This is a genomic window from Azospirillum baldaniorum, from assembly GCF_003119195.2.
GTDB classification, from domain to species: domain Bacteria; phylum Pseudomonadota; class Alphaproteobacteria; order Azospirillales; family Azospirillaceae; genus Azospirillum; species Azospirillum baldaniorum.
The window spans coordinates 78,167-102,500 of the sequence record NZ_CP022254.1; the positions used below are offsets into that span (position 1 = coordinate 78,167).

The window sequence follows — 24,334 nt, forward strand, 5'->3', positions numbered from 1 at the left end:
CATCATTCGAAAGGCACCCCCGCGGAGGCCAGCCGAGATGGACCCCAATTGGACGACATCGTCCCGGAACACCTCCGTTTCGGAGGGAATGTCCGGCGTACGAAGCATCGCCCGCTCAGCTTCGAAGGTGCTGCAAGAGGAAGTTGCGGGCCTCCAATAGTTGACTCATCCGCTCGGCGCTGGAGAGCAGGCCGGTGTCGGGATGGAAGATCGGGGCCAGCGTGCGGAAGCGGCTGTTCACCACCTGCGGGTCCAGCCCCCATTCGTGGGTGAAGCCGAGCACGTAGGTGGCCTGCCACGGCTTGCGGATCGGCTGGCGCAGCGGGCGGAAGGCCAGCGTCTCCAGCGCCGCGGTCAACTGCTCCAGCCGCAGGCGGCAGCGGCTCATCTCGCTTTCCACGGCGTTCAGCTCGCCCGCGGTGATGAGGTGCGCGCCGTCGTCGTTGCCGATGGTGGCGGCGACCCAGGCGGCTTTGCGCACGGTCGCCGCGTCCAGCGGCGTGGCGTGGCGCACCCGCAGCTTCGGCACCACCCGCACGCGGCGGGTGCCGCCGTTCTTCAGCGTCACGGTGCGGTGGGAGACGTCCACCGGCTCGGGGCTGCCGGGATCGGGCAGATGGGTCAGCGCCTCCGGCCCGACCAGCGTCAGGCAGGAGCGGATCAGGGCGGGCACCGTCATGCCGCGCGCCGTCGCCGCGGAGTCCACGGCGGCGTAAAGGGCATGCTGACAGGGTGCGGTGATGGTGGGCAAAGGGCCTCCGGGTACGCACGGCGGTAGTGCCCCGCAAGGTGTGCGATGGCGGCCCGCCGCGGAACGCCTTGTTGGTCCACTCCCGGAGTCACGCCGCCGGAACTGCGTCCGTTGCGGAGCGAAGGCGGTCAGGCGTCCTTGCCGCCGCGGAATTCCTCCATCACGGCGCGGATGCCGGTTTCCAGGGCCCGGACGCGGCGGCGCTGCCGCTCCTCCCGCCGTGTGGCCTCCTGCGCCTCGCCGCGCAGGCGGTCCACCTCCTCGACCAGCGAGGGGGCGACGGTGCCGCGGTCGGTGTAGAACAGCCCGACCTGGATGACCTCGTAGAGGGAGGTGCCGGCGGGCATCAGCCGCTCCAGCGCGGAGAGGGCAGCCAGCCGCTCACCGGGGGAATCGCTGCGCAGCCGGGCGAGGATCGCGTGCAGGCGGGCATCCCGGTTCATGATGGCCGGTTCATGATGGAGCGCGTCCTTTCTGGTTTGCTGGTCTGGTTGGCCGGGGGAGTATCGCAGGGGCCGGGGAGCGGCAAAAGCAGATCAGACCAAGTTGGGCCAATCTGAACGGGATGCCCCCGCGGAAAGCCGCTATAGCCGGACCCTTGGGAGGCTGGCCATGCTCTACGGTTTCGGGCGTCTGGCGCTTGTTTTGTGGCTGTGCGCCGTGGGCGGGCAGGCGTTCACGCTGTTCGCCTTTCACAACGCGGTGGCGGAGGCCCACACGGCGGAAATCGCCGCGCGCGCGTCGGCGCTGGCCAGCCGCGTCGCTGCCAGCGCGGCGGAGCGCGCCGCCATCGGCTTTCCGCTCGCCGACCAGAACGACCTGCAACGGCTGATCGAAGTGGCCTCCACCGGCGGCGGGGGCGTGCGGCTCTATGTGGTGGACCCGCGCGGGACCGTGCTGTTCGCCACCGCCCAGGCGGCGGGAACGCCGGTGCCGGCCTCCTGGATGGGCGGCGCCGCGGGGCTGCCGGCGGAGCCGTGGGACCTCGCGGACCGCGACGGCGTTCTGGTCGGCGTGCCGGTGGCCGACGCCCTGGGCAAGCCCGCCGGCGCCGTGCTGGGCCTCGCTCCGCAGCAGGACGCGCGGGTGGAGGTTCTGGCCGCGCTGCGCGAGACGGCGACGGTCACCGCCGTCTTCCTGGCCGCCATTGGGCTTCTCGCCGTTCTGGGCACGCGGCTTCTGCTGTCCGGCGTCTGCCGGTCCGTTCTGGAGCGGACGGCTTTCTACGCCGCCGAGGCGCGGCAGCTGCAGGCCGACGCACCCGCCGCCGTGGCGGTCGCCGATCCGGCGCTGTCCGCCGTCCTGGCCGGGCTGCGCGCGGCGGAGACCGAGGCCGCCCGCATCGACGGGGAGGTGCTGCGATGACCCGCCCGGCGACGCTGTTCCCCCAGCGCAGCGTGTTGCGGCGCTTCATCCCGCTGATGGCGGTGGTGGTCGTCGTGCCCTGGCTCGCCACGCTGGCGGCGGCGCTGATCGCCGCGGCGGGGCTGGCCGACCGGGGAACCGCCTCCCGCGCCGAGATCGTCGGGACGGGCATCGCCCATGATCTGGAAAAGGCGCTGGCGCTCGGCCTGCCGCTCGACCGCATGGCCGGGATGGACGACTATCTCGGCGAGGCGGGCGCGGTCTTTCCGGAGATCAAGCTGATCCTGGTGGTGGACGGCGCCGGGCGCCCGCTGTTCCAGAAATCCGATGCCGCGCGCCCCGACCTGTCGGTCCGGCTGGTGCCGGCGGAGACCGACTGGTCCGCGCTCGGGCTGGTCCTGCAACGCTTTCCCATTCGTCAGGGCGCCGCGACGGCGGGTGAGGTCCTGCTGGGCCGCAGCGCCGTGGCGCAGCCGGCCAACGCGCCGCGCATCCTGATCGATTTCGCGGTGGCGCTGAGCATCGCGCTGGCGCTCGGCGGGCTGGCGCTGCGCACCATGCTGAACGCCCAGGTGATGGCGCCGCTGCGGCTGGCGTCGTCGCTGGAGGCCAACCTTGCGCGCTCCGCCTACGACCGCATCGCCCCGCCGGTGGAGCAGAGCCTGATCGGCACCCTGCTGGCCGAGATGAACCGGGTGGTGACCGGCGTGAACGACCGCTTCGCCCGCCTGCGCAGCTATCTGGCCGAGGTGCGCGACCTCAGCTTCAACAAGGACGCCGCGGCGGAGGTGGCGCCGCTGATCGAGCGGATCGAGCGGCTGGGCCGCTTCTCGCCCGACCGGCTGACCGCGCTGGCGCCGCCGGACGCCGGGTCGTTGCCCTACGCCACGGCCTTCTGCGCCGGTGTGGTTGCGGCCGCCGCCGCGGCCATGGCGGCGCGGCACCTGCCGCCGGGCATCGCGCTCGGCGGGGTGGTTCTGGGCATGGCCGCAGCGGTTCCGCTCGCCTTCGCGCTCGGCCGCCGCGCACCCGTCGCGGGAGCGCTGGCGCTGGGCGGTTGGGCGTTGCTGAACGGGCTGGGCGACGGGGCGGCGGTCTGGCTGACCGGCGTTGTGCTTGGCGGGGCGGTGCTGGGCGGGCTTTCCGCGGCGCTTCCCTTCCAGGCGGCGCGTCCCGCCGCGGAAAGTTTGCGCGCCGGGCCGGCGGTGTCCGCCGCGGGCGGTCTGGTCGCCGGGACGGGGTTGTCGGTCCTGTGCATCGGCGGTGGCGTGCCGGGCGTCCTCATGGCCGGCGCGGTGCTGTCCGGATTGGCCGGTCTGCTGGCCGCGGTCCGGCTGGAGCGGCGGAGCGGTCTGACGCTGCCGCGCGTGACCCTCCGCGCTCTGCTGGCGGTGGACCGTTGGTGGGCGGACGGGACGCTGCGTCCCAGGGGTTGGGGGCTGTGGCTGGTCACAGCGCTGGCCTTGGCGGTGTTGAGCCGGGCCGACGGCGGCGGGGCGATGGACGCCCGCCGGGTCGCGGAACTCTTCTGGCTGCACGCCACCCCGGCTTGGCTGGCCGCCGCGCTGGTCGCGGTTCTGGTGCCGCGGGGGGGTGCGGGGCTGCTGAGTTTGGGCGCGACGGCGGCGGTCGCGCTTCTCCTGGCGCTCGGCCCGGTGGAGCCGGGAACGGCCGTCGCGCTGGGCATCGCCGCGGCGCTTGGCGCCGGGCATGCGGGATTCGCGGCGTCGGGGAACTGGGGGGGGCTGACCGCGGTCCGCGCCGCGCTGACCCTGGCCGGAACGCTCGGCGTGCTGTGGCTGTCCGGCGGGAGCAACACGGTGGTGGCCGCCGGAACGCTGCCTTCCCTCGCCTTGCTCGCCGGGATCGCCGCGTTGCCGCCGCTGGCGCTGGCCCTGTGGCGCCACGCCACGCCACGCCGGCGCGTTCCGGTCGAAGGGGAGGCCGCGCGATGACCGGTCTTCGCCAGCGCATGACGGTGGCCGCCGCCACGGTGGTCCTCGCCGTGCTCGTCACCGCCGCGGTTTTCGCCCTGCTGCGCATCGAGAGCGGGGCAACCCGCCACGCCGAGGACGAGGGGCGGATGACCCTGCGGTTGTGGGAAGGGCTGCTCGACCAGTCCGCCGCGGCTGCTCGGGTGGCGGTGGGCGATCCCCGCCTCACCGAAGCGCTGGAGCGCGGCAACGCGACGGCGGTGGCGGAGCGGCTCGGCGCTCTGGGGTTCACGGCGGTGACGGTGGTCAACGGCGCGGGGCAGACTCTGCTCGCCGTTCCGGCCGACCAGCCGATCCGCCTTCTCGACGAGCGGCGCATCGGGCAGGTGTTGGCCCGCAACGACACGCAGGACGGTCTGGTGCTGACCGGCGGCGGCGCGCAGCTTCTGCTCGCCCGCCCCCTCGGCGCGCAGCGGCCGGCCGACCGGGCGCTGGTCGCCATCCGTCCGCTGACGGGAAGCCTGGAGGCGCTGGCCGGCGTCCTTGGCGGCTCCGCCTTCCTGGTCGGCAGCGACGGCAGGTTGTACGGCCACGCCGGACCGCTGGCCTGGGCCGACGTGCGTCCCGCCGCGGAGCGCGGCGAGGAGGTGCAGGCGACCATCGGCGCCCGCGGCTACGGCGTGCGCAAGCTGCGCCTGCCCAAGGTGGCCGGCACGGAGGGGGACGGCACTCTGTACCTCATCACCGTGCGCGAGACCACGCTGGCCGCCATGGCCGACAGCCTGCTGGACAGCTCCGCCATCCTCGTGGTGCTGATGGTGCTGGTGGCGGGGACGCTGGGGCTGGACTGGTATTTCCGGCGCGTCTTCACGCCGGTCTACGCCTCAATGTCCGCCTTGTCGGCCCTGGCCGCGGGCGACACCGGCGTCGCCGTGCTGGGGGCGGAGCGCACTGACGAGGCCGGGCAGCTCGCCCGCACCGTCGAGGTCTTCCGCAGCCGCAGCCGCGCGCTGCGCGACGCCGAGGAGCGGCGTGCCCGTCACTGGCTGCGCCAGCAGTCCTTCATCCGCCGCCAGATGCTGCGCCTGTCGGAAACCCTGCCGGAGCAGGGGCGGCGGGAACTCCTCGCCGACCTCGCCCGCATCGAAGCGGCGTCGGAGGGAAGGACGCCCTGCGCGCGCACCGACGACCCCGGCGCGCTCGCCGTCGCCTTCGAGGTGATGGCGGAACGCGTGCGCGACCAGCACACCGCGCTCGACGGCATGGTCCGCCAGCTTCAGTCGGCGCTGGACACCCGCACGGAGCTTGTGGAACTGCAGAAGCAGTTCGAGATCGCCCGGCGCATGCAGGCGGCGATCCTGCCGTCGGATCTGACCACGGCCCCCGATCTGGAGGCGTCGGGCCTGATGCGCCCGGCGGCGGAATTCGACGGCAGCTTCTACGATTTCTTCCTGACGGCGGACGGGTCGCTGGCGGTCTTGATCGGGCAGGTGTCGGGCGGCGGGCTGGCCGCCGGCTTCATGACGGTGACGGCGCGCGCCGCCCTGCGGACGCTGGCGGCGGCCGGGCTCGGGCCGGCGGCCTGCCTGACCGGCGCCAACCGGCTGCTGGCGGCGGACAACGCGGCGGGCCTGTCGATCGGCCTCGCCATGGGCATCGTGTCGCCGCGTTCGCGCCGGCTGGTCTTCGCCGCCGCGGGCGTGCCGGAACCCTTCCTGTTGCGGCGCTTCGGCGATGTGGTGGACCTGCCGGTGGCGGCCAACCCGCCGCTCGGCCTCGATCCCGCGATGACGGCGGTGGAGACCGCGCTCGACCTGCCGGTGCCCTCGACTCTGGTGCTGTGCAACGGCGGGCTGCTGGACGGCGAGAACCGCTTCGGCGTCGCCTTCGGGCGGGCGCGGCTGACCGGCATCCTCGGCAACCTCGACGACCTGTCCGCCGCCAGCGTCACCGCGGCGGTGTCCGCCGGTCTGGCCGAGCATGGCGGCGGCGCCGCGATGGCGGTGGACCGGCTGTGCGTCGCCCTGCGGGTGCGGGCATGAGGGCCGGCGCACTTCCGTTCCCTCTCCCGCCCCGGGAGAGGGTGGCGCCAATGGCGCCGGGTGAGGGTCGTGCGAGAATGGTGGCGCGGATCCTTGGCCGCACCCTCACCCTCCCGCCGCGACGCGGCGGGCCCCTCCCTCTCCCGGGGCGGGAGAGGGGTTGGCGGGCGGGGCGCCTTTTCGCCGGTGTTCTGGGATTGATGGGCGCCCTGCTCGCCGGGCCGGTGGCGGCGGAACTGGCCCCGGCGTCCGACGGCGGACCGGCGCTGTTCCAATGCAGCCGCTACCTCCGCAACGGGGAGGCGCTCTACGGCATCCCTCCGGGCATCCTGCACGCCATGAGCGTCGTGGAGTCCGGGCGGGCCGGGATGCCCTGGCCCTGGGCGCTGAACGTCTCGGGGCGCCCGCACTATCCGGCGACGCGGCGCGAGGCGCTGCGGCTGATGCAGGACGGCGAGGGCGGCCTGCGCGGCGACGTGGCGGTCGGCTGCATGCAGATCCACACGCGCTGGCACGCCGGTTCCTTCGCGGGGGGCGACGACATGCTCGACCCCGCGGTCAACGTCGCCTACGCCGCCCGCTTCCTGCGGGAGCTGTACGACCGCCACGGCTCCTGGACGGAGGCGGTGCGCCGCTACCACGCCAGCGACCCGACGGCGCAGGACACCTACCTCTGCCTCGTGCTCGACCGGCGGGTGCGGCTCGGCTACCAGCGCGAGACGGCGGAGATGCGCCGGCTGTGCGGCGGCCCGGAATCGTGAGCGCGGTGCCATGAAGAAACTCCTGATCGGCGTGCTGGCGCTGTTGCTGCTCCTGGTGGCCTTTGTGGGCGGCTATTTCCTGGCCGGGGGGGCGTTGCCGGGCGCGGCGGAGGATCCGGCTCCCTCCGGGGCGAACGCCGCGCCGGCCACGCCCGCCGCAGGGCCACAGGACGCGGCGAAGGCGGAGCCGGAGAAGGTCGCCCCGGCCGCCGTCCCGGTCCGTCCGGTTGCTACCGTGAAGGCGACGACGGCGCGCTTCTCCATCGAACTCGGCGTCTTCCGCTCCGCCGGGAACGCCCAGGATTTCGCAGCGGCGCTGGCCGGGCGGGGCCTTCCGGTGGAGATCGTCGAGACCATGGACGCCGCCGGGGGGCAGTGGCACCGGGTGCGCGCCGGCGCCTTCGCCGACCGCTGGCAGGCCGAGGCGCGCCGCCCGTCCTTCGAGCGGACCGCCGGGATCGGCGGGGTGGTGGTCGAGGAGCCGCTTGCCGCCACCCAGCCCGCGAAGGCCGGCGGCGGCGAATGATCCAGTTCGGACCAAGGGGGTAACCCGCCGGATTTGCGGGCTTCTCCGCACGGCGGAGCGGGCTTCAGGGCCATCGCCGCGAAACCCCCGCGGGACTACGCCAGAACGAACCAGACAGCGCGCGGATTTGGGGCGCCGGGATGCTTCTATCAGGCTGGGCCGCTGTCCTGCGGGGCGGGTGGTCCATCCGACGTTTCTTCCCCAGGAATTCCCGCGATGACCACGATCACGCTCGGACGATGGCAGGTGGCGGCTCTGGCCGCTGGCGTCGCCGTGCTGACCGTCGTGGCCCTGCTGCTCGGCGCGGTGATGGCGGCGCTGATCCTGACCGGAGGTGGAGACACGCCGATGGCGTCGGCCTCCGCTCCCGCCACCACGTCCGCTGCCACGACCGCCGGAGCGCCCGCGGCCGGCGGCGGGCTGGGCGCGATGGCGCGCAGCGGCGTCGCCGACAGCTTCGAGGCCCGCCAGGGCGTGATCGAGACGGCGGACATCTTCAGCGACCAGGCGCGCGGACGGGCGATCTCCGCCACCGAGCCGGTGACCCGCGGCGCCGCGGACGCGGCCCGCCGCCTCCTGCCCGGCTGGATGGCCGGCACCGCCGCCCACGTCATCGAAAAGACCGGCTACCGCGTCACCGAGTTCGCCGGCAACAGCGTGGAAGGCATCGTCGAGGACACGCTGAACGACCGGCTGGACGCGATGAAGGACGGCGGGGCGGCGCCGGTCCGTCACTACGCCATCGAACTCGGGCGCTTCGCCACCCCGGCCAACGCGGAGTCCTTCGCCGCCGCCGCCGCCCAGCGCGGCGTGCGCGGCACGGTCGATTTCGCGCCGCTGCCCGGCGGCAACGCCCCCTACGCCGTGCGCACCGGACGCTACGCCGCGGCCGACGAGGCCGCCCGCGCGCTGGACGCGCTGACGCGGGCGAACGGGGTGTCCGGAACCGTCGTCACCCTTGCCGAAGCGGGAGAGCGCTGAACGCCATGACTCCGGTGAACGGAAAAGGATTTGGTTTGGCCGGCGCCCTGGCGCTGGCGCTGCTCGCCGCCGGATGCGCGGACAAGCCACGCGCCGCGCTGGACAGCGTGTCCTTCACGGTCGCCCCCGCCGCCAACGACACCACGCCGGTCGCCATCGACCTCGTGTCCGTGCGCGACAAGGCGCTGGTGGACAAGCTGGGGGCGCTGACCGCCGCGGAGTGGTTCGCCCAGCGCGAGCAGTCGATGCGCGACCATCCGACCACGCTCGGCGTGACGAGCTGGGAGCTGGTCCCCGGCCAGACGCTGAAGACGGACCTGCCGCCGGGCGAGCCGGCCTGGGCGATCCTCGTCTTCGCCAACTATGCCACGCCGGGACCGCACCGCCTGCGCGTGCCGGACACACGAACGCTGACCCTCACCGCCGGGGACAAGGATGTCGAACTGGTTCCGTGATGTTCTTTCCCATTCCGTGAGGGCCAAATGACCGAGGCGCGCGACATTCCCGACGCCATCGACTGGCACGACGGGATGCTGCTGGCCCCGCAGCATTTCCAGCAGCAGGCGCTGCGGCACGAGCGGCAGCTGACCTACCATGTCCGGCAGGCGCGGCCCTTCCATTGGGGCGTCGTCCATCTTCAGGTCGACCGCGTGCAACTCGTCTCCGGGCTGGTCCAGGTGCGCGAGCTGGAGGCGATCCTGCCCGACGGCCTCGTCGTGGACTACCGCGCCGGGATCGACGAGCCGCTGGAGGTGGACATCTCCGCCTACGCCGACCCGGTGGGGCAGACGCAGATCACCATCCACCTGATCGTTCCCGCCGCCCGCGGCGACCGTGCGCCGGGGCCGGGGGAGACGCCGCGCTACGTCTCGGTCGAGGGCGCGCCGGTCGCCGACCAGCATGGCGGGGAGGAGCTGTCGATCGCCCGGCTGCGCCCGCGGCTGGCGCTGTTCGCCACCACCGGCCCGACGCAGAAGCCGCCGCAGAAGTTCGCCTCCATGCCGATCGCGCAGGCGACCTTCCGCAACGACGCCTTCGTGCTGACCGACTTCGTGCCGCCGGCGCTGACCGTTGCCGCCAACGCGCCGCTCGGCCGGCTGGGGGCGGAGGTGGTGCGGCGCGTGCGCGAGAAGGCGCTGTTCCTGGCCGAGCGTTCCGGCGTGGGCAACGGCAACCCGGCGACCGAGCTGGCCGAGGCGGCGCGGGCGGAGATCCGCAGCCTCGTCACCGGCCTGCCCCCGCTGGAGGCGCAGCTCGGCGTCGGCGTCTGCCACCCGTTCGATGTCTACATGTCGCTGTGCACGCTGGCCGGGCACCTGTCGGCCTTTGCCAGCGGTGCCGTGCCGGCCAAGCTGTCGCGCTACGACCACGACGACCCGATGGCGAGCTTCGGTGAGGTGCGCGATTTCATCCTGCGCATGATCGACCGGGTGAAGGAGGGCGTCGCCCGCATCCCCTTCACCTTCGAGGACGGCATGTTCGGGCTGCCGATGGACGAGGCCTGGCTGAAGGGCCGGCTGGTCGTCGGCGTGCGCGGCCCGGCGTCGGCCCCGGTCAGCGAGGTCGCCGCCTGGATGGAGAACTGCATCGTCGCCTCCCGCTCGCGGCTGGAGACGCTGTCCGGCCTGCGCGTGAAGGGGGCCGAGCGCGTCGCGCTGGACGACAGCGGCGAGGGCGGTGTGGCCGCCCCGCGCGGCGTGGTGCCGTTCGAGATCAAGGTCGATCCCCGCTACATCGTCCCCGGCGAGCGGCTGGAGATCTGGAACCCGGACTCGCTGGGCAGCCGCTTCCGCCCCGTCGAGATCACCCTCTTCGTCAGCGCCTGAGGCTGGGAATGACCGCCATGCTGCACCGCCGGGATCTGGTCGATCACTTCCTCGCCTTCGCGCGGGAACTCCAGAAGCACCGCGCCGCGGTCGGGGCGGGCCGTCCCGCCGCCGCTGCGGCGAAGCCAGAGGGCGCCGCGGGGGAGACGGCGGACAGCCTGCCGGCCTTTCTGACCGAGGACGCCCTGGCGATCCCGGCGCCCCGCGGTGGCATCGCGGCGGTGCCGGCCCTGGCGCTGGAGCCCGACGCCGAGATCATCATCCGCCGCCTTCAGGACTTCCTGGAGGCGCAGGCGGTCCAAGTCGGGCGCACCGGCACCGACCTGATGATCAGCCAGCACCGCGAGGCCCAATACGCCATGGCGGCGCTGGCCGACGACCTGTTCATCCACGACGTGGAGTGGAACGGGCGGGAGCTGTGGCGCAGCGTTCTGCTGGAGCAGGCGGTGTTCCGCACCCGGCTGGCCGGCGAGCGGGTGTTCGACCGCATGGAGGCGCTGCTCGCCAGCAACGACCGTCGGCTGGTCCAGCTGGCGGCGGTGTATCTCTTCGTGCTCGGCATGGGCTTCAAGGGGCGCTGCCGGGTGCCGGGCGGCGAATCCACCCTGCGCGACTACAGCGCCCGCCTGTTCGAGTTCATCGCCGGCCGCGAGTCCGAGCTGGGCGCCGGTGTGCTGCCCGGCGGGCGCACGCTGATCCCCGCTGCCTACGCCTACACGCTGACCGACGGCAAGGCGCGCACGCTGGCGCGCGGGCCGCGCTGGCCGCTGGTGCTGGGGGCCATAGCCGGGCTGTGGCTGGTGCTGGGTCAGGCGCTCTGGTGGATGTCCACGGCGCAGCTTTCCAACGCGGCGGACGCGGTGCTTCAGGCATCGGTCCGCGTGACCCGCTGACGGGAGAGGACGGTTATGGAACTCCTGGCAGCGGTCCTGTCCGGCATCGCCGGAAACCAGATCTGGGTCTTCGCGGGGCTTCTCGTCCTCGTGTTGCTGATCATCGCGGTGATGGCGGCGATCCTGCTGCGCGCCCGCAGCGCCGCGCCGCCCGCCCCGGCGGAACCGGCGGCCCTGCCGCCGCCCGACGCGACGGCGGAGGAGGGCGGGGCGGTCCCCGCGCTGGCCGCCACCGCGCCGGACGTCACCATCCGCGACATCCGCCGCCTGTTCCGCGACGGTCTGGCCGCCTATCGCGAGACGCTGTCGCGCAACGTCTATCTGGTGCCCTGGTACCTGCGCACCGGCGTCGCCGCGTCGGATGACGCCGGCCTGCTGTCCTGCGCGGAGGAGGTGCGGCCGCCGGTGACCGCCGAGCGGCACGCGGGCTTCTCCTGGCGCTTCTACGACCGGGCGGTGGTCATCGACGTTGACGATCCCCGCGCCGCCTGGGCCGGCGTGCTCGACCTGCTGGGCCGCCGCCGCCCGATGCTGCCCGCCGACGGGCTGATCCTGACCGTGCCGCTGGCCGAGCTGGACGACGTGCGCCGCGCCACCGCGCGCGGGACGGAGCTGTACGCCCGGCTGTGGGAGATCCAGCGCACGCTGGGCTTCGCCCTGCCGGTCTATGTGGTGGTGACCGGCTGCGAGGAGGCCCCCGGCTTCGCGGCGCTGGCCGAGGCCTTGCCCCCGTCCCTGACCGGTGGGATGCTCGGCTGGTCGAGTCCCTACGCTCTGGAGACGGCCTTCTCCCCCGACTTCGTGAGCGAAGCGCTGCAGTCGCTGGCGGACGGGCTGCTGGCGGTGGAGCTGGAGGTGTTCGGCGCCACGGCCACGCCGGACGGCGCCCCGCTGTTCGCCCTGACGGAGCGGCTGACCGGGACGGAGGCGGCCTTGCGCGCCCTGCTCGGCACCGCCTTCAAGCGCACCGCCTATCAGGAAACGCTCTACGTCCGCGGCCTCTACTTCACGGGCCGCCCCGATCCCGACGCGGCGGCGCTGTTCGGGCGCGACCTGCTGAACCGCAAGATCTTCCCCGAGGCCGGCCTGCCCAAGCCGACCCGCGCGCTGGCCGCCTCCCGCGCGTGGCGCCGCTATTCCTGGCCGGTGGGGACGGGGGCCGCCGCGCTGGCCGCGATTCTGCTGCTGTGGATGGGGGTGCAGCGCGCCTCCACCCTGTCGGACCGGCTGGTTCCGGTCCTGGCCGATATTCCGGGCGGGCTGCAGCAGCTCGCCGACCAGCGCCCGGCGGTCGAGGCCGGGGCGCCGATGACCGCCGCCTACGGCGATCCGGCCGCCCGCTTCGTGCAGGGCGTGACCATGCTGCCCACCGACTGGACCTTCAACCCTCTGCCGGCCTCCTGGATCAGCGGCGTTCCGGATTCGGTGTCGGGGGCGCTGGCCGTCGGCTACCGCCGGCTGGCCCTGTCCACCGTGCGCGACGTTGCCGAGGACCGGCTGCGCCGCCTGACCCGCGATGGCGGGGTGGGGCCGGCGGGGGTGGGCGCCTTCGAGCGGCTGCGCGCCTTCGCGGGCGAGATCGGCATCGCCGAGGGGCTGGCCCGCGCCTACAACAACGTGGACGCCCGCGACCCGACCCTGCCGCTGGACGAGGTGCTGGACTTCGCGCTGGGCTCCGGCGTGGCGCGCGGTTTTTCCGCGCGGCTGCACGGCTGGGAGATCGACCAGCCGCCGGGCGGCACCGCCATCCCGGCGCCGGGACCAGGGGCGCAACGCCCCATCGACCTGACCGCCCACCGGGCGGAGGTCAGCCGCCGTTTCCGGCAGTACGCCGACGCCTATCTGCGCGACCTCGCCATGGGCGGCCTCGCCGCCGCGCGGCTGTCGGTCGCCGCCAGCGAGCTGGAGCTGCTGGCTGGCGGGGCGCGCTCCGGCGCCGACGCGGCGGCGGCCTACGCCGAGGTGCTGTCGAGCCTGGAGGACGCCGCCCGCGGCCTGGGGGCGGAGCGCGGCGCCTGGATCGGCGCCAACGGCCCCGTCCTGCCGCCGGAGTTCGAGGCGCTGCTGGGCCGGCTGGAGAAGTCCGACCTGCTCGGCCCCAACCTGCGCGCCGACATCCTGGATCTGGCGCAGCGCCGCTACGACGAGGCGGGGGTGAGCGCGCGCAGTCTGGACTCGGTGATCGGCCGCCTGCTGGAACAGGCCCCCAGCGGAGGCGCCCGCTTGGCTCCGGCGGCGGAGCAGCTTCGCCGCACCCTGGCGGTGTGGATGGCCCGCCGCTTCATGAAGACGGACGACGCCGGCGCGCTGGCGATGCCCGCCGTGGGCGCCGGCTGGGACCGCGCCGCTCTGGACAGCATCCCGCCGCTGGTCGAGGACTATCTGCTGTTCGACGCCAAGGACCTGCCGCAGGCGCCGGCCATGCTCCGCACCTCCATGCGGGCGGCGGCGCAGCACCAGCTCCGCCAAGGGGTGGAGCGCATCCTCGCCCGCGCTTTGGCCGGCAGCCCGGCAGGCGGCGGGGTGGACCGGGCGGGTGGGCTGGCGCAGCTCCGCGCCTCGGCCCACGCGTTGCGCACCGCTTTCCCGGTGCTGGCCGAGACCATGCAGTCCTTCCGCCAGATCGGGCTGACCACCTCCGCCGACACCATCCGCGACACGGTGGCCCGGCAGGCCAACGCTGTGCTGGCCCAGGCCGACCGGCTGCTGGAGGGCGACCAGCTCTACCGGCCCGACGCCCACGCGCTGGACGTCTGGGTGGACGGGCCGCTGGTGCCGCACCTGCTGTTCGGGCAGACCACGCCGGCCGGGCTGGCGCTCTATCTCGGCAACGCCCGGCAGGAGGTGACGGTGCTCGCCCGCGACATCGCCGCCCCGGTGGTGGAAATCCTGGAGCGCCCGGTGATGGGCGCCGGGACCGGGTCTGGCGCCGCCTCCAAGTGGGCGCGCATCATCACCGAGCTGGACAAGTACGACGGCGGGCGCCCGAACAGCTCCCTGGCGCAGCTGGAAAAGTTCGTGACGGTGGAAAGCGCCGCGGTGGACGCCGCCGGTTGCCAGAATCTCGGCGCCATCGACGGGGTGCCGGACGACTTCTTCCGCAGCCGTCTCGCCGAGCTGAAGCAGTGGATCGCCACGCGCTGCGTGCTGGCCGCCGACGCCCGCGTCTACGACGCCTACGTCGACATGGCCGCGTCCTTCAACGAGATGCTGGCCGGCCGCTTCCCCTTCGCCGCCGCCGCGGTGCCGGGCGAGGACGCCGACCCGGCGGCGGTGCGCGCCTTCTACGAGCGGTTCGACGCGCGGTCGGCCTTCGTGCTGGAGGGCTTGCGCCGCGGCGAACGCTTCGGCACCGCCGGGCGCGAGGCGCTGCGCTTCGTGGAGACGATGGAGCGGGCGCGTCCGCTGCTGATCGCCGCGGTGACCCCGGACCAGAGCGGCGGCTTGGCGCTCGACCCCGCCTTCCGTGTCAACCGCGGCCGCGAGGCCGGGGGCAGCGACATCATCGAATGGAAGCTCGCCACGCCGAACGGCGCCCTGTCCAGCGTGCTGCCGCGGACGCCGTTGCGCTGGTACCCTGGCGACAAGCTGAGCCTGACGCTGCGCTGGGCCAAGGATGGCACGGTGCTGCCGGTGTCCGGCGTCGGTGCGGGGGTGACGGTGGACGGCCCCTCGCTGCGCTTCGACTATGACGGTCCCTGGGCGCTGTTCGCCCTGGCCGGCCGGCAGGCCGCGCCTCAACGCGACCGCCGCCCCGGCCCGGACACCGAGCCGCTGCTGCTGTTCGAGGCCACGGCCAGCGGCCCAGTCAAGGAAGCCGCCGCCGCTGCCCCGATGCCGATCGCTCCGGCGGTGCAGGCGGTGCCGCAACCCGCGGTGAAGCCCAACGTGCGGGTCTTCATGACTCTGGCGGTCAAGCGCACCGTCTTGGCCGACGGCAAGCCGCCGCGCGAGGAGAAGGTGGCCGTGCCGGCGCTGCCCGCGCAGGCGCCGCCGCTCGCCCCGGTCGGCTCCATGCGGCGGATGCCCGGCTTGGCCGGATGGCCGGCGCCCTCCGGGGCGGTGGCTCCGGCGGATCGCGCCTTCTTCGATCTGGGCAACGCCCCGTCCCAGCCCCCGATGCTCCGCCCCGCGGCCCAACGCTTCCCGTGAGCAGTTCCATGACCACCACGCCCCACCCTCTGATCGACATCGGTGCCCTGCTCCAGCCCATCCCCGGCGACGATCCGGCGGGCGAGGACCTGCGCCATGGCCCGGAATTCGACGCGCTGACCGAGGCGCGCCGGATGGACGACGATCTGGACCAGGGCATCTGGCAGACCACCGTCAAGAAGGCCGACTGGAAGGGCGTCGTCCAGCAGTCCTCGGACCTGCTGACGACCCGCACCAAGGATCTTCAGGTCGCGGCGTGGCTGGTCCAGGCGCTGGGCCACCTGCACGGCCCGGCGGGGCTGGCGCCGGGGCTTCTGCTGGTCCATGGGCTGGTCGAGGATTTCTGGGAGGGCCTCTATCCGCGCCTGGACGACGGCGATCCGGAGCCGCGGCTGGCGCCGCTGGTCTGGCTGGACAGCCAGTTGTCGCGCGACCTGATGGCGACCGCCATCACCCAGCCGGGACCGCACACCGACGAGACGCACCGTTTCCAGGATTGGCAGAACGCCCAGCGCCTGCGCAAGCTCGCCACCCGCGATCCGCGCGCCTTCCACGCGGCGGTCGATGACGGCGAGGTGACGGTTGAGCAGATCCTCGCCGCCCAGGACCGCACGCCGCCGGACTTCTACCAGACCCAGCACGGTCATCTGCGCGACACGGTGACGGCGGTGCGCACCCTGGCGGCGGAACTGGACGCCGTGGCCGGCCGCGCCGCCCCCGGCTTCAGCCAGCTGCTGAAGACCCTGGAAAGCCTGATCCAGTTCCACCGCGAGGCGCTCGCCAAGCGCGGCATCGATCCGGACGGCGCCGCCGCCGTGACGGAGGAGGCCGAGGGCGGGGAGGGAGCTACCATCGACGCGTCCGCCGAGATCATCCCCGCCGCCGCCTTCGCCCGCCCCGGCGGGCCGCGGACCCGGCAGGAGGCCTACGCGATGCTGCACCAGATTGCCGATTTCCTGGCGCGGGAGGAGCCGCACAGCCCGACCTCCTACCTCGTCCGCCGCGCCGCCGCCTGGGGGAACCTGTCCCTGCCGGAGCTGTACGCCGAGCTGCTGGGCGACCGCGGCGAGGTCGGGCGGATCTTCGGACTTCTGCGGCTTGAGGAGCGCTGAGCCATGCCCCGCATCCTGCTTGACTATCCCGGCATCAAGGGCGAGTCGCTGATCCGCAACTACAAGAATCTGGCCGACTGCGTCAGCTTCGACCTGTCTTCGGGCAAGCGCGAGGTCGGCGGCTTCAACTACGACGACCCGATCGAGGAGACCTCCTATTTCAGCGGCCGGAAGGCGCAGAAGCAGGACAAGCTCGGCGTCGACAGCCTGAAGCTGGAGCGCCACTTCGACCTCGCCTCGCCCAAGCTGATGCAGGCGGCCTTCGATCCGCAGAAGAAGGACGTCACCGCGACGATCCACTTCTTCCGCACCTTCGCGCAGTTGCAGGGCGGCGAGCATTTCGGCGAAAGCGACATCTTCGCCGAGCCGTACCTGACCATCATCCTGAAGAACACGCAGATCACCGAATACGTGCTGTCGGTTGACGACGACGACAGCAGCAACGGCACCGAGACCATCTCGCTGGCCTTCGACCAGTTGCAGATGACCTACCAGCACCAGATCGACGGCCGGAAAATCGGCCAAATCCGTGGCGACATCACATTGGCGAGCAAGTCATGACCCAGTCGAACCCGTCGGCCCTGACCGGCGACACCACCCTCCTGTCCCGCAACGGCGAGGGGCGCCGCGGTCCGGCGCGCCGGGCCGAGCATTTCCTGGAGCAGGTGATGTTCCAGAGCCGCTGGCTCCTGGCGCCGCTCTATGTCGGCCTGGTGGGCGCGCTGCTGATGATCGGCTGGCGCTTCGCGCTGGAACTGGTGCACGCGCTGCCGCTTCTGATCCACGGCACGGAAAACGACATCATCCTGATCGTGCTCGGGCTGGTCGACCTGACGATGGTCGGCAACCTCGTGCTGATGGTGATCTTCAGCGGTTACGAGAACTTCGTCTCGAAGATCGACGTCGCCGGCCACGCCGACCGCCCGGAATGGATGGGCAAGCTGGATTTCAGCGCGCTCAAGGTGAAGCTGATCGCCAGCATCGTGGCGATCTCCTCCATCCAGATCCTGAAGACCTTCATGAACGTGTCGGAGGTCTCCGACCGCGACCTGATGTGGCTGGTCGCCATCCACGTCACCTTCATCGTCTCCGGCGTCCTGCTGGCGACCATGGACGTGCTGGTCAAGAAGAGCCACGCGCACTGACATCCGGCAGGAAAGGAGAGGGCATCATGATTCGGTACGCGCTGGCGTTCCTCGCCATCCTTCTGACCGGCCTACCCGGAGCGTCGAGGGCGGAAACGCCCCCTGGGCCATCGAAGGTGGTGGTCGGCACCTACGTCAACCAGATCACCGGGGTGAACCTCCGCGACAATCAGGTCAATGTGGACTTCTACGTCTGGTTCCGCTGGGACGACGACTCCCTGAACCCGCTGGAGACGTTCGAGTTGATGAACGGGCGGATCGAATCCCGCACGCCCACCCCGGTCCGCAAGCTGAAGGACACCAACTATGGGCAGGCGCGCGTCCAGGCCGTTCTGAACCAGCCCTGGGACGTCAGCCGCTTCCCCTTGGACACCCAGACCATCCGTCTGGTGATCGAGGACAGCGACCAAACGGCGGAATACGTGGTCTATGTGCCGGACACCGACAACAGCACCGTTGATCCCGACGTCGACGTCTCCGGCTACACGCTGATCAACAACGGGTCCACCATCTCGGCGCACCACTACCGCACCAACTACGGCGACATCACCCTGCCGAAGAACCACGAGTCCGTCTATTCCCGCTACACCCACGCGATCACCCTGGAGCGGCCGGATTCGGTCTATTACATCAAGACCTTCTCGACCATCTTCATCTCCTCGCTGGTGGCCTTCCTGGCCTTCCTGGTGAAGCCGGTGGACCTCGACCCCCGCTTCGGCCTGGGCATCGGCGCGCTGTTCGCGGTGGTCGCCTGCTACTTCGTCATCGCCAGCGACCTGCCGCGCAGCAGCGGCTTCACCCTGTCGGACCGGGTCAACCTCGCCTCCATGGGCATGATCTTCCTCAGCCTGATGCAGAGCGCGGTGTCGCTGATGATCTACGAGCGGAACGCGGCGAAGGCCCTGATCCTGGACCGCTGGTCCCTGGTGATCTTCCCCGTCGCCTACGCGCTGCTGTGCGTCTGGCTGACCACGGTGTGAGTCTGGCGGAGGGCGCCGTTCCGGCCTGAGCTTCGCCACAATCCTTCGTCATGCTCCGCGAAGAGCGACGAGGGAGAGTGGGATGATCGGAAACCGGACGGCGCTGGCGGCTGCGGCGTTTCTCGCCATCGGAATCGCGGTGGCGGGCTGGTCGGCGGGGCGCGAGGTCGCCCAGGTCCGGTTGGCCGACCGTTTCGTCACCGTGAAGGGCTCCGCCGAGCGCGAGGTCAAGGCCAACCTCGCCCTCTGGCCAGTGCGCTTCGTCGCCACCGGCGACGACCTGTCCGCCGTCCAGGCGAAGACGGCGGCGGACGAGAAGGCCGTGCTGGCCTTTCTGGAACGCTACGGGCTGGGCGCCGACGCCGTCGTCTCGCGCTCGCTCGATCTCGTGGACCTGCTCGCCCAGGCCTACCGCCAGGGGCCGGCGGACCAGCGCTACATCCTCACCCGCACCCTGATGATCCGCAGCCCGGACGTGGAGCGGGTCGACCGCGCCAGCCAGAATCTGGCGGAGCTGCTCGACCAGGGCGTCACCCTGGGCGGGGAGCCGGGCATGGGCTCCGGCCCCAACTACCTGTTCACCCGGCTGAACGACGTGAAGACCGAGATGATCGCCGAGGCGACTGCTAAGGCGCGCGAGGCGGCGACCCAGTTTGCGACCGACAGCGGCGCCACTCTGGGTGGCATCCGCCGCGCCAACCAGGGTCTGTTCCAGATCCTCGCCCGCGACGAGGCCCCCGGCATCATGGAAAGCCGGCAGATCGACAAGGTCGTCCGCGTCGTGTCCACGCTCGACTGGGAACTGGTGGATTGACGGGGCAGCAGCGCTCCGCCCGCTCCCTCGCTGTATAGGTCGCCTATATATTGGATTCGCCGCATCCGGCCGTCCCCCGCCCAAAAGGCGGCGGGCGGCGCAGCCTGCGGATGGCTGATGGGCCCTGATGGTGCGGAAACTGACAATCCTGTTCCCGTAATCCGTCGATTGCGCCGCCAAGCGAACAATAAACCTTCGTCCAGTGCCAAAATACGCTCAGGAAATCGGCAGAATGGGCAGATGTCGTGCATCGTTTGCACGATGCACTTCGTGGGTTGAGCGGTTGTTCAGATCGCCATCCTACACTCTCGCGCCGATATTCCTCGAAAAACGACGATTCTGTCAAAAAGCGCTAGTTCACCTGCGCCGAGCATGGTTATATAGCCAACGTATATAGCGAATTCGGGGTGCCCGCTCATGTCCGTCCAACCGCAGGTGTCGTTCGCCGGGCCGCACGCGTCGCCGATCGGCGCGGAGCGCATCCGGCTTTTGGAGGCGGTGGGGCGCGAGGGCAGCATTTCCGGCGCGGCGCGGTCGGTTGGCGTCACCTACAAGGCGGCCTGGGACGCCATCGACGCCATGAACAACCTGTTCGGCCGCCCGCTGGTCGAGGCGCAGGCCGGCGGAAAGCGCGGCGGCGGAACCGCCTTGACGCCGGACGGCGTGCGGCTGGTCGCCACCTTCCACCGCCTGCAGAGCGAGATGGTCCGCGCCTTCCAGGTGCTCGAACCGGAACTCAACGGCACCGGCCTCTCAGCGGCCAGCCTGATGTGGGGATTCTTCATGCGCACCAGTGCCCGCAACGCCCTCCGGGGCACCGTTACCGCCATCACCGACGGGGCGGTGAACGCCGAAGTCACCCTGGCCGTCTCGGACCAGACCTCGATCGTCGCGATCATCACCCGTGACAGCGTGCGCGACCTGGGCCTGTTCCCGGGGCGCGCGGCGACGGCGCTGATCAAGGCGCCTTTCGTGATCCTCGCCCCGGCGGACGAGGCGAAGCGCACCTCGATGCGCAACCGCGTGGAAGGCGTGGTGGCCCGCCGCGAGGACGGCGCGGTCAACAGCGAGATCACCCTGGACATCGGCGGCGGCAAGACGCTGACCGCCATCATCACGCTGCGCAGCGCCGACGACATCGGCCTGAAGCCCGGCGACCCGGCCTGCGCGCTGATCGACGCATCGCACATCATTCTTGCGGTGGATTGACGATAGATCGGAAGGAGTTTTCGAATGACGCGTTTCCTGCTTGCCGCCGTCGCGCTGCTGTCCGTCTCGGCGACGGCCCGGGCCGACGAATTCAACGTTGCGGTCGCCGCGAACTTCACCGCCCCGGCGAAGGAGATCGCCACCGCCTTCGAGCAGAAGACCGGCCACAAGGCCGTTCTGAGCTTTGGCGCGACCGGCCAGTTCTACGCCCAGATCAAGCAGGACGCGCCCTTCGTCGTCTTCCTCGCCGCCGACGACGAGACCCCGAAGAAGGCGGTGGAGGAGGGCTTGGCCGTTCCGGACTCCCGCTTCACCTACGCCGTCGGCCGTCTGGTGCTGTGGACCAAGGCCGGCGACGCGCCGCTGGGTGAGGACACGCTGCGCAAGGGCGCCTTCGAGAAGCTGTCGATCGCCAACCCGGCGACCGCGCCCTACGGCCTCGCCGCCGTGCAGACTCTGAAGAAGATGGGCGTCTACGAGGCGATCCAGCCGAAGATCGTCCAGGGCAACAGCATCGCCCAGGCCTTCCAGTTCGCCGAGACCGGCGCCGCCGAACTCGCCTTCGTGGCTCTGTCCCAGGTGATCGCCAAGCCGGACGGCACCCGCTGGCCGGTGCCCGAAGCGCTGCACGACCCGATCTTCCAGGACGCCGTCCTGCTGAAGAAGGGCGCCGGCAACGAGGCCGCCACGGCCTTCCTCGCCTTCCTGAAGGGGCCGGAGGCCGCCGCGGTGATCTCCAAGTACGGCTACGGCACGCGGGCGCCGAACTGACCATGCCGGCCTCCCTGGGAAGGACAGCCCGCCGATGAGCTGGCAACCGATCATCCTGACGCTGGAGCTGGCGGCGCTGACGACGGTCATCCTGCTGATCGTCGGCACCCCCCTGGCCTGGTGGCTGGCGCGGTCCGGAGCCTGGTGGAAGGAGGCGGTGGCTACGGTGGTGGCGCTGCCTCTGGTCCTGCCGCCGACGGTTCTGGGTTTCTACCTGCTGATGCTGCTGGGGCCGAACGGCCCCGGCGGGTGGCTGGCCTCCCTGTGGGGCGCCCGCTCCATGGCCTTCACCTTCGAAGGGCTGGTCATCGGATCGGTGCTGTACTCCATGCCCTTCGTGGTGCAGCCGATCCGCAACGCCTTCGAGGCGTTCGGCGACCGCCCGCTGGAGGCGGCGGCGACGCTGCGCGCCTCGCCGCTCGACACCTTCTTCACCGTGGCGGTGCCGCTGGCCCGCCGCGGCTTCCTGACCGGTGCCGTGCTGGGCTTCGCCCACACCATGGGCGAGTTCGGCGTCGTCCTGATGATCGGCGGCAACATCCCCGGCCAGACCAAGGTCCTGTCGGTGGCCATCTACGACTATGTCGAGACGCTGCAGTGGGACGAGGCCCACCTGCTGGCCGGTGGCATGCTGGTCTTCTCCTTCACGGTGATCCTGACGATGATGATGCTGGAGAAGCGCATCGGGCGGGGCGGGCGATGAGCCTGTCGGCGCATTTCCACGGGACGCTCGGCCAGTTCGCCCTGGACGTGGCGTTCGAGGCGCCGGGCCGCGGCATCACGGCGCTGTTCGGCCCGTCCGGTTGCGGCAAGACCTCGGTGCTGCGTTGCGCAGCCGGATTGCAGCGGCTGAACGGGCGCTTTGCCCTGGACGGCGACGTCTGGCAGGAGGGGCGGACCTTCCGGCCGACGCACAAGCGGCCCATCGGCTACGTCTTCCAGGAAGCCAGCCTGTTCCCCCACCTGTCGGTGCGCACCAACCTGCTGTTCGGCCATCGCCGGACGGTGGGCCGCGGCGTGCCGGAGCACATCCGCTTGGACGACGTGGTCGATCTGCTGGGGCTGGGGCATCTGCTCGACCGCTCGCCGGAGCATCTCTCCGGCGGCGAGCGCCAGCGGGTCGGCGTGGGCCGCGCGTTGCTCTCGCAGCCGCGCCTGCTGCTGATGGACGAGCCCCTGGCGGCGCTCGACCGCTTCAGCAAGGAAGAGATCCTCCCCTATCTGGAGCGGCTGCACGGCGTGCTGTCCGTCCCCGTCCTCTATGTCAGCCACGACATCGCGGAGGTCGAACGGCTCGCCGACCATCTGGTGCTGCTGCGCCAAGGGCGCGTCGTCGCTGCCGGCCCAATGCAGGAACTTCAGGCAGATCCCACCCTGCCCATCGCCCGCATGCCCGAAGCCGGGGTGACCCTGCCCGCGGTGGTGGCGGGGCGGGAGGACGCCTATGGTCTGACCCTGCTGCGGCTGGACGGCGGCCACCTGCTCGTTCCAGGCGATCTCGGGCCGCAGGGCACGGCGCGGCGCGCTCGGATCGCGGCGTCGGACGTCAGCCTCGCCCGCAACCCGCCGGAGGGCAGCACCATCCTGAACGCGCTCCCCGCCCGCATCGTCGCGGCGGAGCGGCAGGACGAGGTGCAGATGATGGCCGTCGTGGCCCTTGGCGAGGAGGGCAGGGGGGCGCGCATGCTCGCCCGCGTCACCCGCAAGAGCTGGGACGCCCTCGGCCTGTCTCCAGGCCAGCGGGTCTACGCCCAGGTCAAGGGCGTGGCCCTGGTCCAGGAAACGATGTGATTCGGATGGGCGTTGCGCTCAGCCCGGCGTGAAGCGCTTGGGCAGGCGCAGCGCCCCCGTTCCCATCGCGATTCCGAACAGCACGCACAGCAGTCCGGCGGCGTGGGCCAGCGTGAAGGCCTCGCCCAGGAACAGCACGGCGGCCAACACGCCCGCCGCCGGTATCAGCCCGGTGAACAGCCCGGCCCGGTTGGCCGGGACATGAGCGATCCCGCGCATCCACAGCACCACCGCCAGCAGGCCGCCGGTCAGGCCGGACGCCACGAACAGCAGCCAGACCCAGCCGGGCACCGCGGACGGATCGAAGCCGCCCAGCGTCGCCAGGGCGCCCGGCGCCATCATCGCCGCGGCCAGCACATTCGCCAGACAGGTCAGCGCCAAAGGCGGAATCCTCCCGCCGAGCTGTCGCGCGAAGACTCCGTACAGCCCCTCCGACACCACCGCGCCCAGCACCAGCGCGTTGCCGACGACGGAATCGTCGGGTCCACCGCCGCCACCGGGGCGCAGATTCAGCGCCACCATGCCAACGACCGCCAAGGCGATGGCCGCGGCGCTGCCGGCTCCGATCCGCTCGCGCAGGATCAGCGCCGCCCCGAGAGCCGTCATCGCCGGGATGGTGCTGGTGATGATTCCGGCGGCCACCGCGCTGGTCTCGCGCAGCCCATAAAGAAGGAACAGGTTGAACAGCACCATGCCGAACAGGGAGAGCAGGGCGAGGCTCGTCCAGTCCCGGCCATTGCGCGGCAGCGCCGCCGTTCCACCCCTGAGGGCAAAGGGCGCCAGAAGCACCGCGACCAGGGCGAAGCGCATTTCCGCCGCCACAAGCGGTGGGATATGGGATACGATCACCTTGGACGCTGGAACGGACAGGCCGACCAGGGCCATCGACAGGGCGAGATTGAGATAAGCGGCGCGCATGGGCCGCATTCTATGAGCGCCGCCGCCGTCTTACGGAAGCGGCATTTTCACGCAATGAATTTGCAAAGAATGCGTGTCATTCTTCGCGCCAAGGTCGCGGTACACAAGGGGCGGGGTATGTCGGAGCCGATCCTCGGGATCACCAATTGGATGCATCTGTTCCGCTGGATCGTGAAGCTGATCCGTGACGAATACGGCGTGGATGAAAAGGTCCTGACCCGCAACGCCGTGCTGGACGGCGGAATCGGCCTCACCGCCGAGCAGCTGGAACAGGTTCTGGACCACATCGCCGAAACCTTCGAGCTGACCTTCCCCGAGAACACCCTGAACGAAACCGTGCGGTTGGAAGACCTCTGCACGCTG

General features: G+C 71.6%; 23 protein-coding genes (1 of these 23 only partly in view). 20 read left to right on the forward strand and 3 right to left on the reverse strand.

The features are described 5' to 3' along the window. Positions 1-115: 115 nt before the first annotated feature. Entirely contained in the window at positions 116-751 is a 636-nt protein-coding gene (locus Sp245p_RS14675; protein ID WP_174452046.1) for a hypothetical protein, read from the reverse strand. A gap of 128 nt (positions 752-879) precedes the next feature. Next, entirely contained in the window at positions 880-1,194 is a 315-nt protein-coding gene (locus tag Sp245p_RS14680; RefSeq protein ID WP_014198567.1) for a hypothetical protein, read from the reverse strand. Positions 1,195-1,363: 169 nt separating this feature from the next. Between Sp245p_RS14680 and Sp245p_RS14685 the strand changes: the two genes are divergently transcribed. From Sp245p_RS14685 to modC, 19 genes are all read left to right on the forward strand, one after another. After that, positions 1,364-2,116 carry a hypothetical protein gene (locus Sp245p_RS14685; protein ID WP_246119781.1) on the forward strand — a complete coding sequence of 251 codons (753 nt, stop codon included), beginning with the start codon at positions 1,364-1,366 and terminating at the stop codon, positions 2,114-2,116. Further along, positions 2,113-4,071, forward strand: a complete 1,959-nt coding sequence (locus Sp245p_RS14690) for a hypothetical protein (RefSeq protein WP_109138648.1) — start codon at positions 2,113-2,115, stop codon at positions 4,069-4,071. The genes Sp245p_RS14685 and Sp245p_RS14690 overlap by 4 nt, the downstream gene beginning before the upstream one ends. Then, a complete protein-coding gene (locus tag Sp245p_RS14695) occupies positions 4,068-6,092 on the forward strand; it encodes a PP2C family protein-serine/threonine phosphatase (protein ID WP_109138649.1) in 2,025 nt (674 codons plus the stop codon). The genes Sp245p_RS14690 and Sp245p_RS14695 overlap by 4 nt, the downstream gene beginning before the upstream one ends. A 200-nt stretch (positions 6,093-6,292) precedes the next feature. Next, entirely contained in the window at positions 6,293-6,853 is a 561-nt protein-coding gene (locus tag Sp245p_RS14700) for a lytic transglycosylase domain-containing protein (protein WP_052584408.1), read from the forward strand. A 10-nt stretch (positions 6,854-6,863) separates the two neighbouring features. Next, complete coding sequence (locus Sp245p_RS14705) at positions 6,864-7,379, forward strand: SPOR domain-containing protein (protein WP_014198573.1); 516 nt, start codon at positions 6,864-6,866, stop codon at positions 7,377-7,379. A gap of 216 nt (positions 7,380-7,595) precedes the next feature. Continuing rightward, positions 7,596-8,360: an SPOR domain-containing protein gene (locus Sp245p_RS14710; RefSeq protein ID WP_014198574.1), complete on the forward strand. Its 765-nt coding sequence runs from the start codon at positions 7,596-7,598 to the stop codon at positions 8,358-8,360. 5 nt (positions 8,361-8,365) lie between these two features. Then, positions 8,366-8,815 (forward strand): hypothetical protein, encoded by a 450-nt coding sequence (locus tag Sp245p_RS14715; RefSeq protein WP_014198575.1) that lies wholly within the window; start codon positions 8,366-8,368, stop codon positions 8,813-8,815. Between the two features lie 27 nt (positions 8,816-8,842). Next, on the forward strand, positions 8,843-10,186 hold the full coding sequence (gene tssK / locus Sp245p_RS14720) for a type VI secretion system baseplate subunit TssK (protein WP_014198576.1): 1,344 nt from the start codon (positions 8,843-8,845) through the stop codon (positions 10,184-10,186). A gap of 17 nt (positions 10,187-10,203) precedes the next feature. Further along, on the forward strand, positions 10,204-11,079 hold the full coding sequence (locus tag Sp245p_RS14725) for a DotU family type IV/VI secretion system protein (RefSeq protein WP_109138843.1): 876 nt from the start codon (positions 10,204-10,206) through the stop codon (positions 11,077-11,079). A 15-nt stretch (positions 11,080-11,094) separates the two neighbouring features. Further along, the gene (locus Sp245p_RS14730) at positions 11,095-15,231 is read left to right on the forward strand and encodes a type VI secretion system protein (protein ID WP_109138650.1); all 4,137 of its coding nucleotides are present in this window, start codon (positions 11,095-11,097) and stop codon (positions 15,229-15,231) included. 8 nt (positions 15,232-15,239) lie between these two features. Further along, on the forward strand, positions 15,240-16,343 hold the full coding sequence (gene tssA / locus Sp245p_RS14735; protein WP_109138651.1) for a type VI secretion system protein TssA: 1,104 nt from the start codon (positions 15,240-15,242) through the stop codon (positions 16,341-16,343). A gap of 3 nt (positions 16,344-16,346) precedes the next feature. After that, the gene (locus Sp245p_RS14740; RefSeq protein ID WP_014198580.1) at positions 16,347-16,904 is read left to right on the forward strand and encodes an Hcp family type VI secretion system effector; all 558 of its coding nucleotides are present in this window, start codon (positions 16,347-16,349) and stop codon (positions 16,902-16,904) included. Next, complete coding sequence (locus Sp245p_RS14745) at positions 16,901-17,488, forward strand: TIGR00645 family protein (RefSeq protein ID WP_014198581.1); 588 nt, start codon at positions 16,901-16,903, stop codon at positions 17,486-17,488. The genes Sp245p_RS14740 and Sp245p_RS14745 overlap by 4 nt, the downstream gene beginning before the upstream one ends. 26 nt (positions 17,489-17,514) lie before the next feature. Continuing rightward, positions 17,515-18,468 carry a ligand-gated ion channel gene (locus Sp245p_RS14750; protein ID WP_014198582.1) on the forward strand — a complete coding sequence of 318 codons (954 nt, stop codon included), beginning with the start codon at positions 17,515-17,517 and terminating at the stop codon, positions 18,466-18,468. Positions 18,469-18,550: 82 nt separating this feature from the next. Continuing rightward, the gene (locus tag Sp245p_RS14755; protein ID WP_014198583.1) at positions 18,551-19,282 is read left to right on the forward strand and encodes an SIMPL domain-containing protein; all 732 of its coding nucleotides are present in this window, start codon (positions 18,551-18,553) and stop codon (positions 19,280-19,282) included. Positions 19,283-19,699: 417 nt separating this feature from the next. Then, the gene (locus tag Sp245p_RS14760; RefSeq protein ID WP_014198584.1) at positions 19,700-20,491 is read left to right on the forward strand and encodes a TOBE domain-containing protein; all 792 of its coding nucleotides are present in this window, start codon (positions 19,700-19,702) and stop codon (positions 20,489-20,491) included. A 24-nt stretch (positions 20,492-20,515) separates the two neighbouring features. Beyond that, positions 20,516-21,262, forward strand: a complete 747-nt coding sequence (modA, locus tag Sp245p_RS14765; protein ID WP_014198585.1) for a molybdate ABC transporter substrate-binding protein — start codon at positions 20,516-20,518, stop codon at positions 21,260-21,262. 34 nt (positions 21,263-21,296) lie between these two features. Further along, positions 21,297-21,965: a molybdate ABC transporter permease subunit gene (gene modB, locus Sp245p_RS14770; RefSeq protein ID WP_014198586.1), complete on the forward strand. Its 669-nt coding sequence runs from the start codon at positions 21,297-21,299 to the stop codon at positions 21,963-21,965. Next, positions 21,962-23,053, forward strand: coding sequence for a molybdenum ABC transporter ATP-binding protein (modC, locus tag Sp245p_RS14775; RefSeq protein ID WP_014198587.1), 1,092 nt, complete (start codon positions 21,962-21,964; stop codon positions 23,051-23,053). The genes modB and modC overlap by 4 nt, the downstream gene beginning before the upstream one ends. 18 nt (positions 23,054-23,071) lie before the next feature. Here the strand turns inward: modC and Sp245p_RS14780 are convergent, their stop codons facing one another. Next, on the reverse strand, positions 23,072-23,971 hold the full coding sequence (locus tag Sp245p_RS14780) for a DMT family transporter (RefSeq protein WP_014198588.1): 900 nt from the start codon (positions 23,969-23,971) through the stop codon (positions 23,072-23,074). Between the two features lie 117 nt (positions 23,972-24,088). Between Sp245p_RS14780 and Sp245p_RS14785 the strand changes: the two genes are divergently transcribed. Continuing rightward, positions 24,089-24,334: the 5' portion of a hypothetical protein gene (locus Sp245p_RS14785; RefSeq protein WP_014198589.1), read on the forward strand. 93 nt of this gene lie beyond the right edge of the window; the window shows 246 of its 339 coding nt (coding positions 1-246); its start codon is at positions 24,089-24,091; its stop codon lies off the right edge, out of view.

What these genes read in the sequence shown, in the direction of transcription:
- Sp245p_RS14715 (WP_014198575.1), top strand. Translation starts at nt 8,366, where the DNA reads ATGACTCCGGTGAACGGAAAAGGATTTGGTTTGGCCGGCGCCCTGGCG.
- Sp245p_RS14750 (WP_014198582.1), top strand. Translation starts at nt 17,515, where the DNA reads ATGATTCGGTACGCGCTGGCGTTCCTCGCCATCCTTCTGACCGGCCTA.
- Sp245p_RS14725 (WP_109138843.1), top strand. Translation starts at nt 10,204, where the DNA reads ATGCTGCACCGCCGGGATCTGGTCGATCACTTCCTCGCCTTCGCGCGG.
- modA (WP_014198585.1), top strand. Translation starts at nt 20,516, where the DNA reads ATGACGCGTTTCCTGCTTGCCGCCGTCGCGCTGCTGTCCGTCTCGGCG.
- tssA (WP_109138651.1), top strand. Translation starts at nt 15,240, where the DNA reads ATGACCACCACGCCCCACCCTCTGATCGACATCGGTGCCCTGCTCCAG.
- tssK (WP_014198576.1), top strand. Translation starts at nt 8,843, where the DNA reads ATGACCGAGGCGCGCGACATTCCCGACGCCATCGACTGGCACGACGGG.
- modC (WP_014198587.1), top strand. Translation starts at nt 21,962, where the DNA reads ATGAGCCTGTCGGCGCATTTCCACGGGACGCTCGGCCAGTTCGCCCTG.
- Sp245p_RS14740 (WP_014198580.1), top strand. Translation starts at nt 16,347, where the DNA reads ATGCCCCGCATCCTGCTTGACTATCCCGGCATCAAGGGCGAGTCGCTG.
- Sp245p_RS14760 (WP_014198584.1), top strand. Translation starts at nt 19,700, where the DNA reads ATGTCCGTCCAACCGCAGGTGTCGTTCGCCGGGCCGCACGCGTCGCCG.
- Sp245p_RS14705 (WP_014198573.1), top strand. Translation starts at nt 6,864, where the DNA reads ATGAAGAAACTCCTGATCGGCGTGCTGGCGCTGTTGCTGCTCCTGGTG.
- Sp245p_RS14780 (WP_014198588.1), bottom strand. Translation starts at nt 23,971, where the DNA reads ATGCGCGCCGCTTATCTCAATCTCGCCCTGTCGATGGCCCTGGTCGGC.
- Sp245p_RS14685 (WP_246119781.1), top strand. Translation starts at nt 1,364, where the DNA reads ATGCTCTACGGTTTCGGGCGTCTGGCGCTTGTTTTGTGGCTGTGCGCC.
- Sp245p_RS14700 (WP_052584408.1), top strand. Translation starts at nt 6,293, where the DNA reads ATGGGCGCCCTGCTCGCCGGGCCGGTGGCGGCGGAACTGGCCCCGGCG.
- Sp245p_RS14710 (WP_014198574.1), top strand. Translation starts at nt 7,596, where the DNA reads ATGACCACGATCACGCTCGGACGATGGCAGGTGGCGGCTCTGGCCGCT.
- Sp245p_RS14695 (WP_109138649.1), top strand. Translation starts at nt 4,068, where the DNA reads ATGACCGGTCTTCGCCAGCGCATGACGGTGGCCGCCGCCACGGTGGTC.
- Sp245p_RS14690 (WP_109138648.1), top strand. Translation starts at nt 2,113, where the DNA reads ATGACCCGCCCGGCGACGCTGTTCCCCCAGCGCAGCGTGTTGCGGCGC.
- Sp245p_RS14680 (WP_014198567.1), bottom strand. Translation starts at nt 1,194, where the DNA reads ATGAACCGGGATGCCCGCCTGCACGCGATCCTCGCCCGGCTGCGCAGC.
- Sp245p_RS14745 (WP_014198581.1), top strand. Translation starts at nt 16,901, where the DNA reads ATGACCCAGTCGAACCCGTCGGCCCTGACCGGCGACACCACCCTCCTG.
- Sp245p_RS14730 (WP_109138650.1), top strand. Translation starts at nt 11,095, where the DNA reads ATGGAACTCCTGGCAGCGGTCCTGTCCGGCATCGCCGGAAACCAGATC.
- Sp245p_RS14755 (WP_014198583.1), top strand. Translation starts at nt 18,551, where the DNA reads ATGATCGGAAACCGGACGGCGCTGGCGGCTGCGGCGTTTCTCGCCATC.
- modB (WP_014198586.1), top strand. Translation starts at nt 21,297, where the DNA reads ATGAGCTGGCAACCGATCATCCTGACGCTGGAGCTGGCGGCGCTGACG.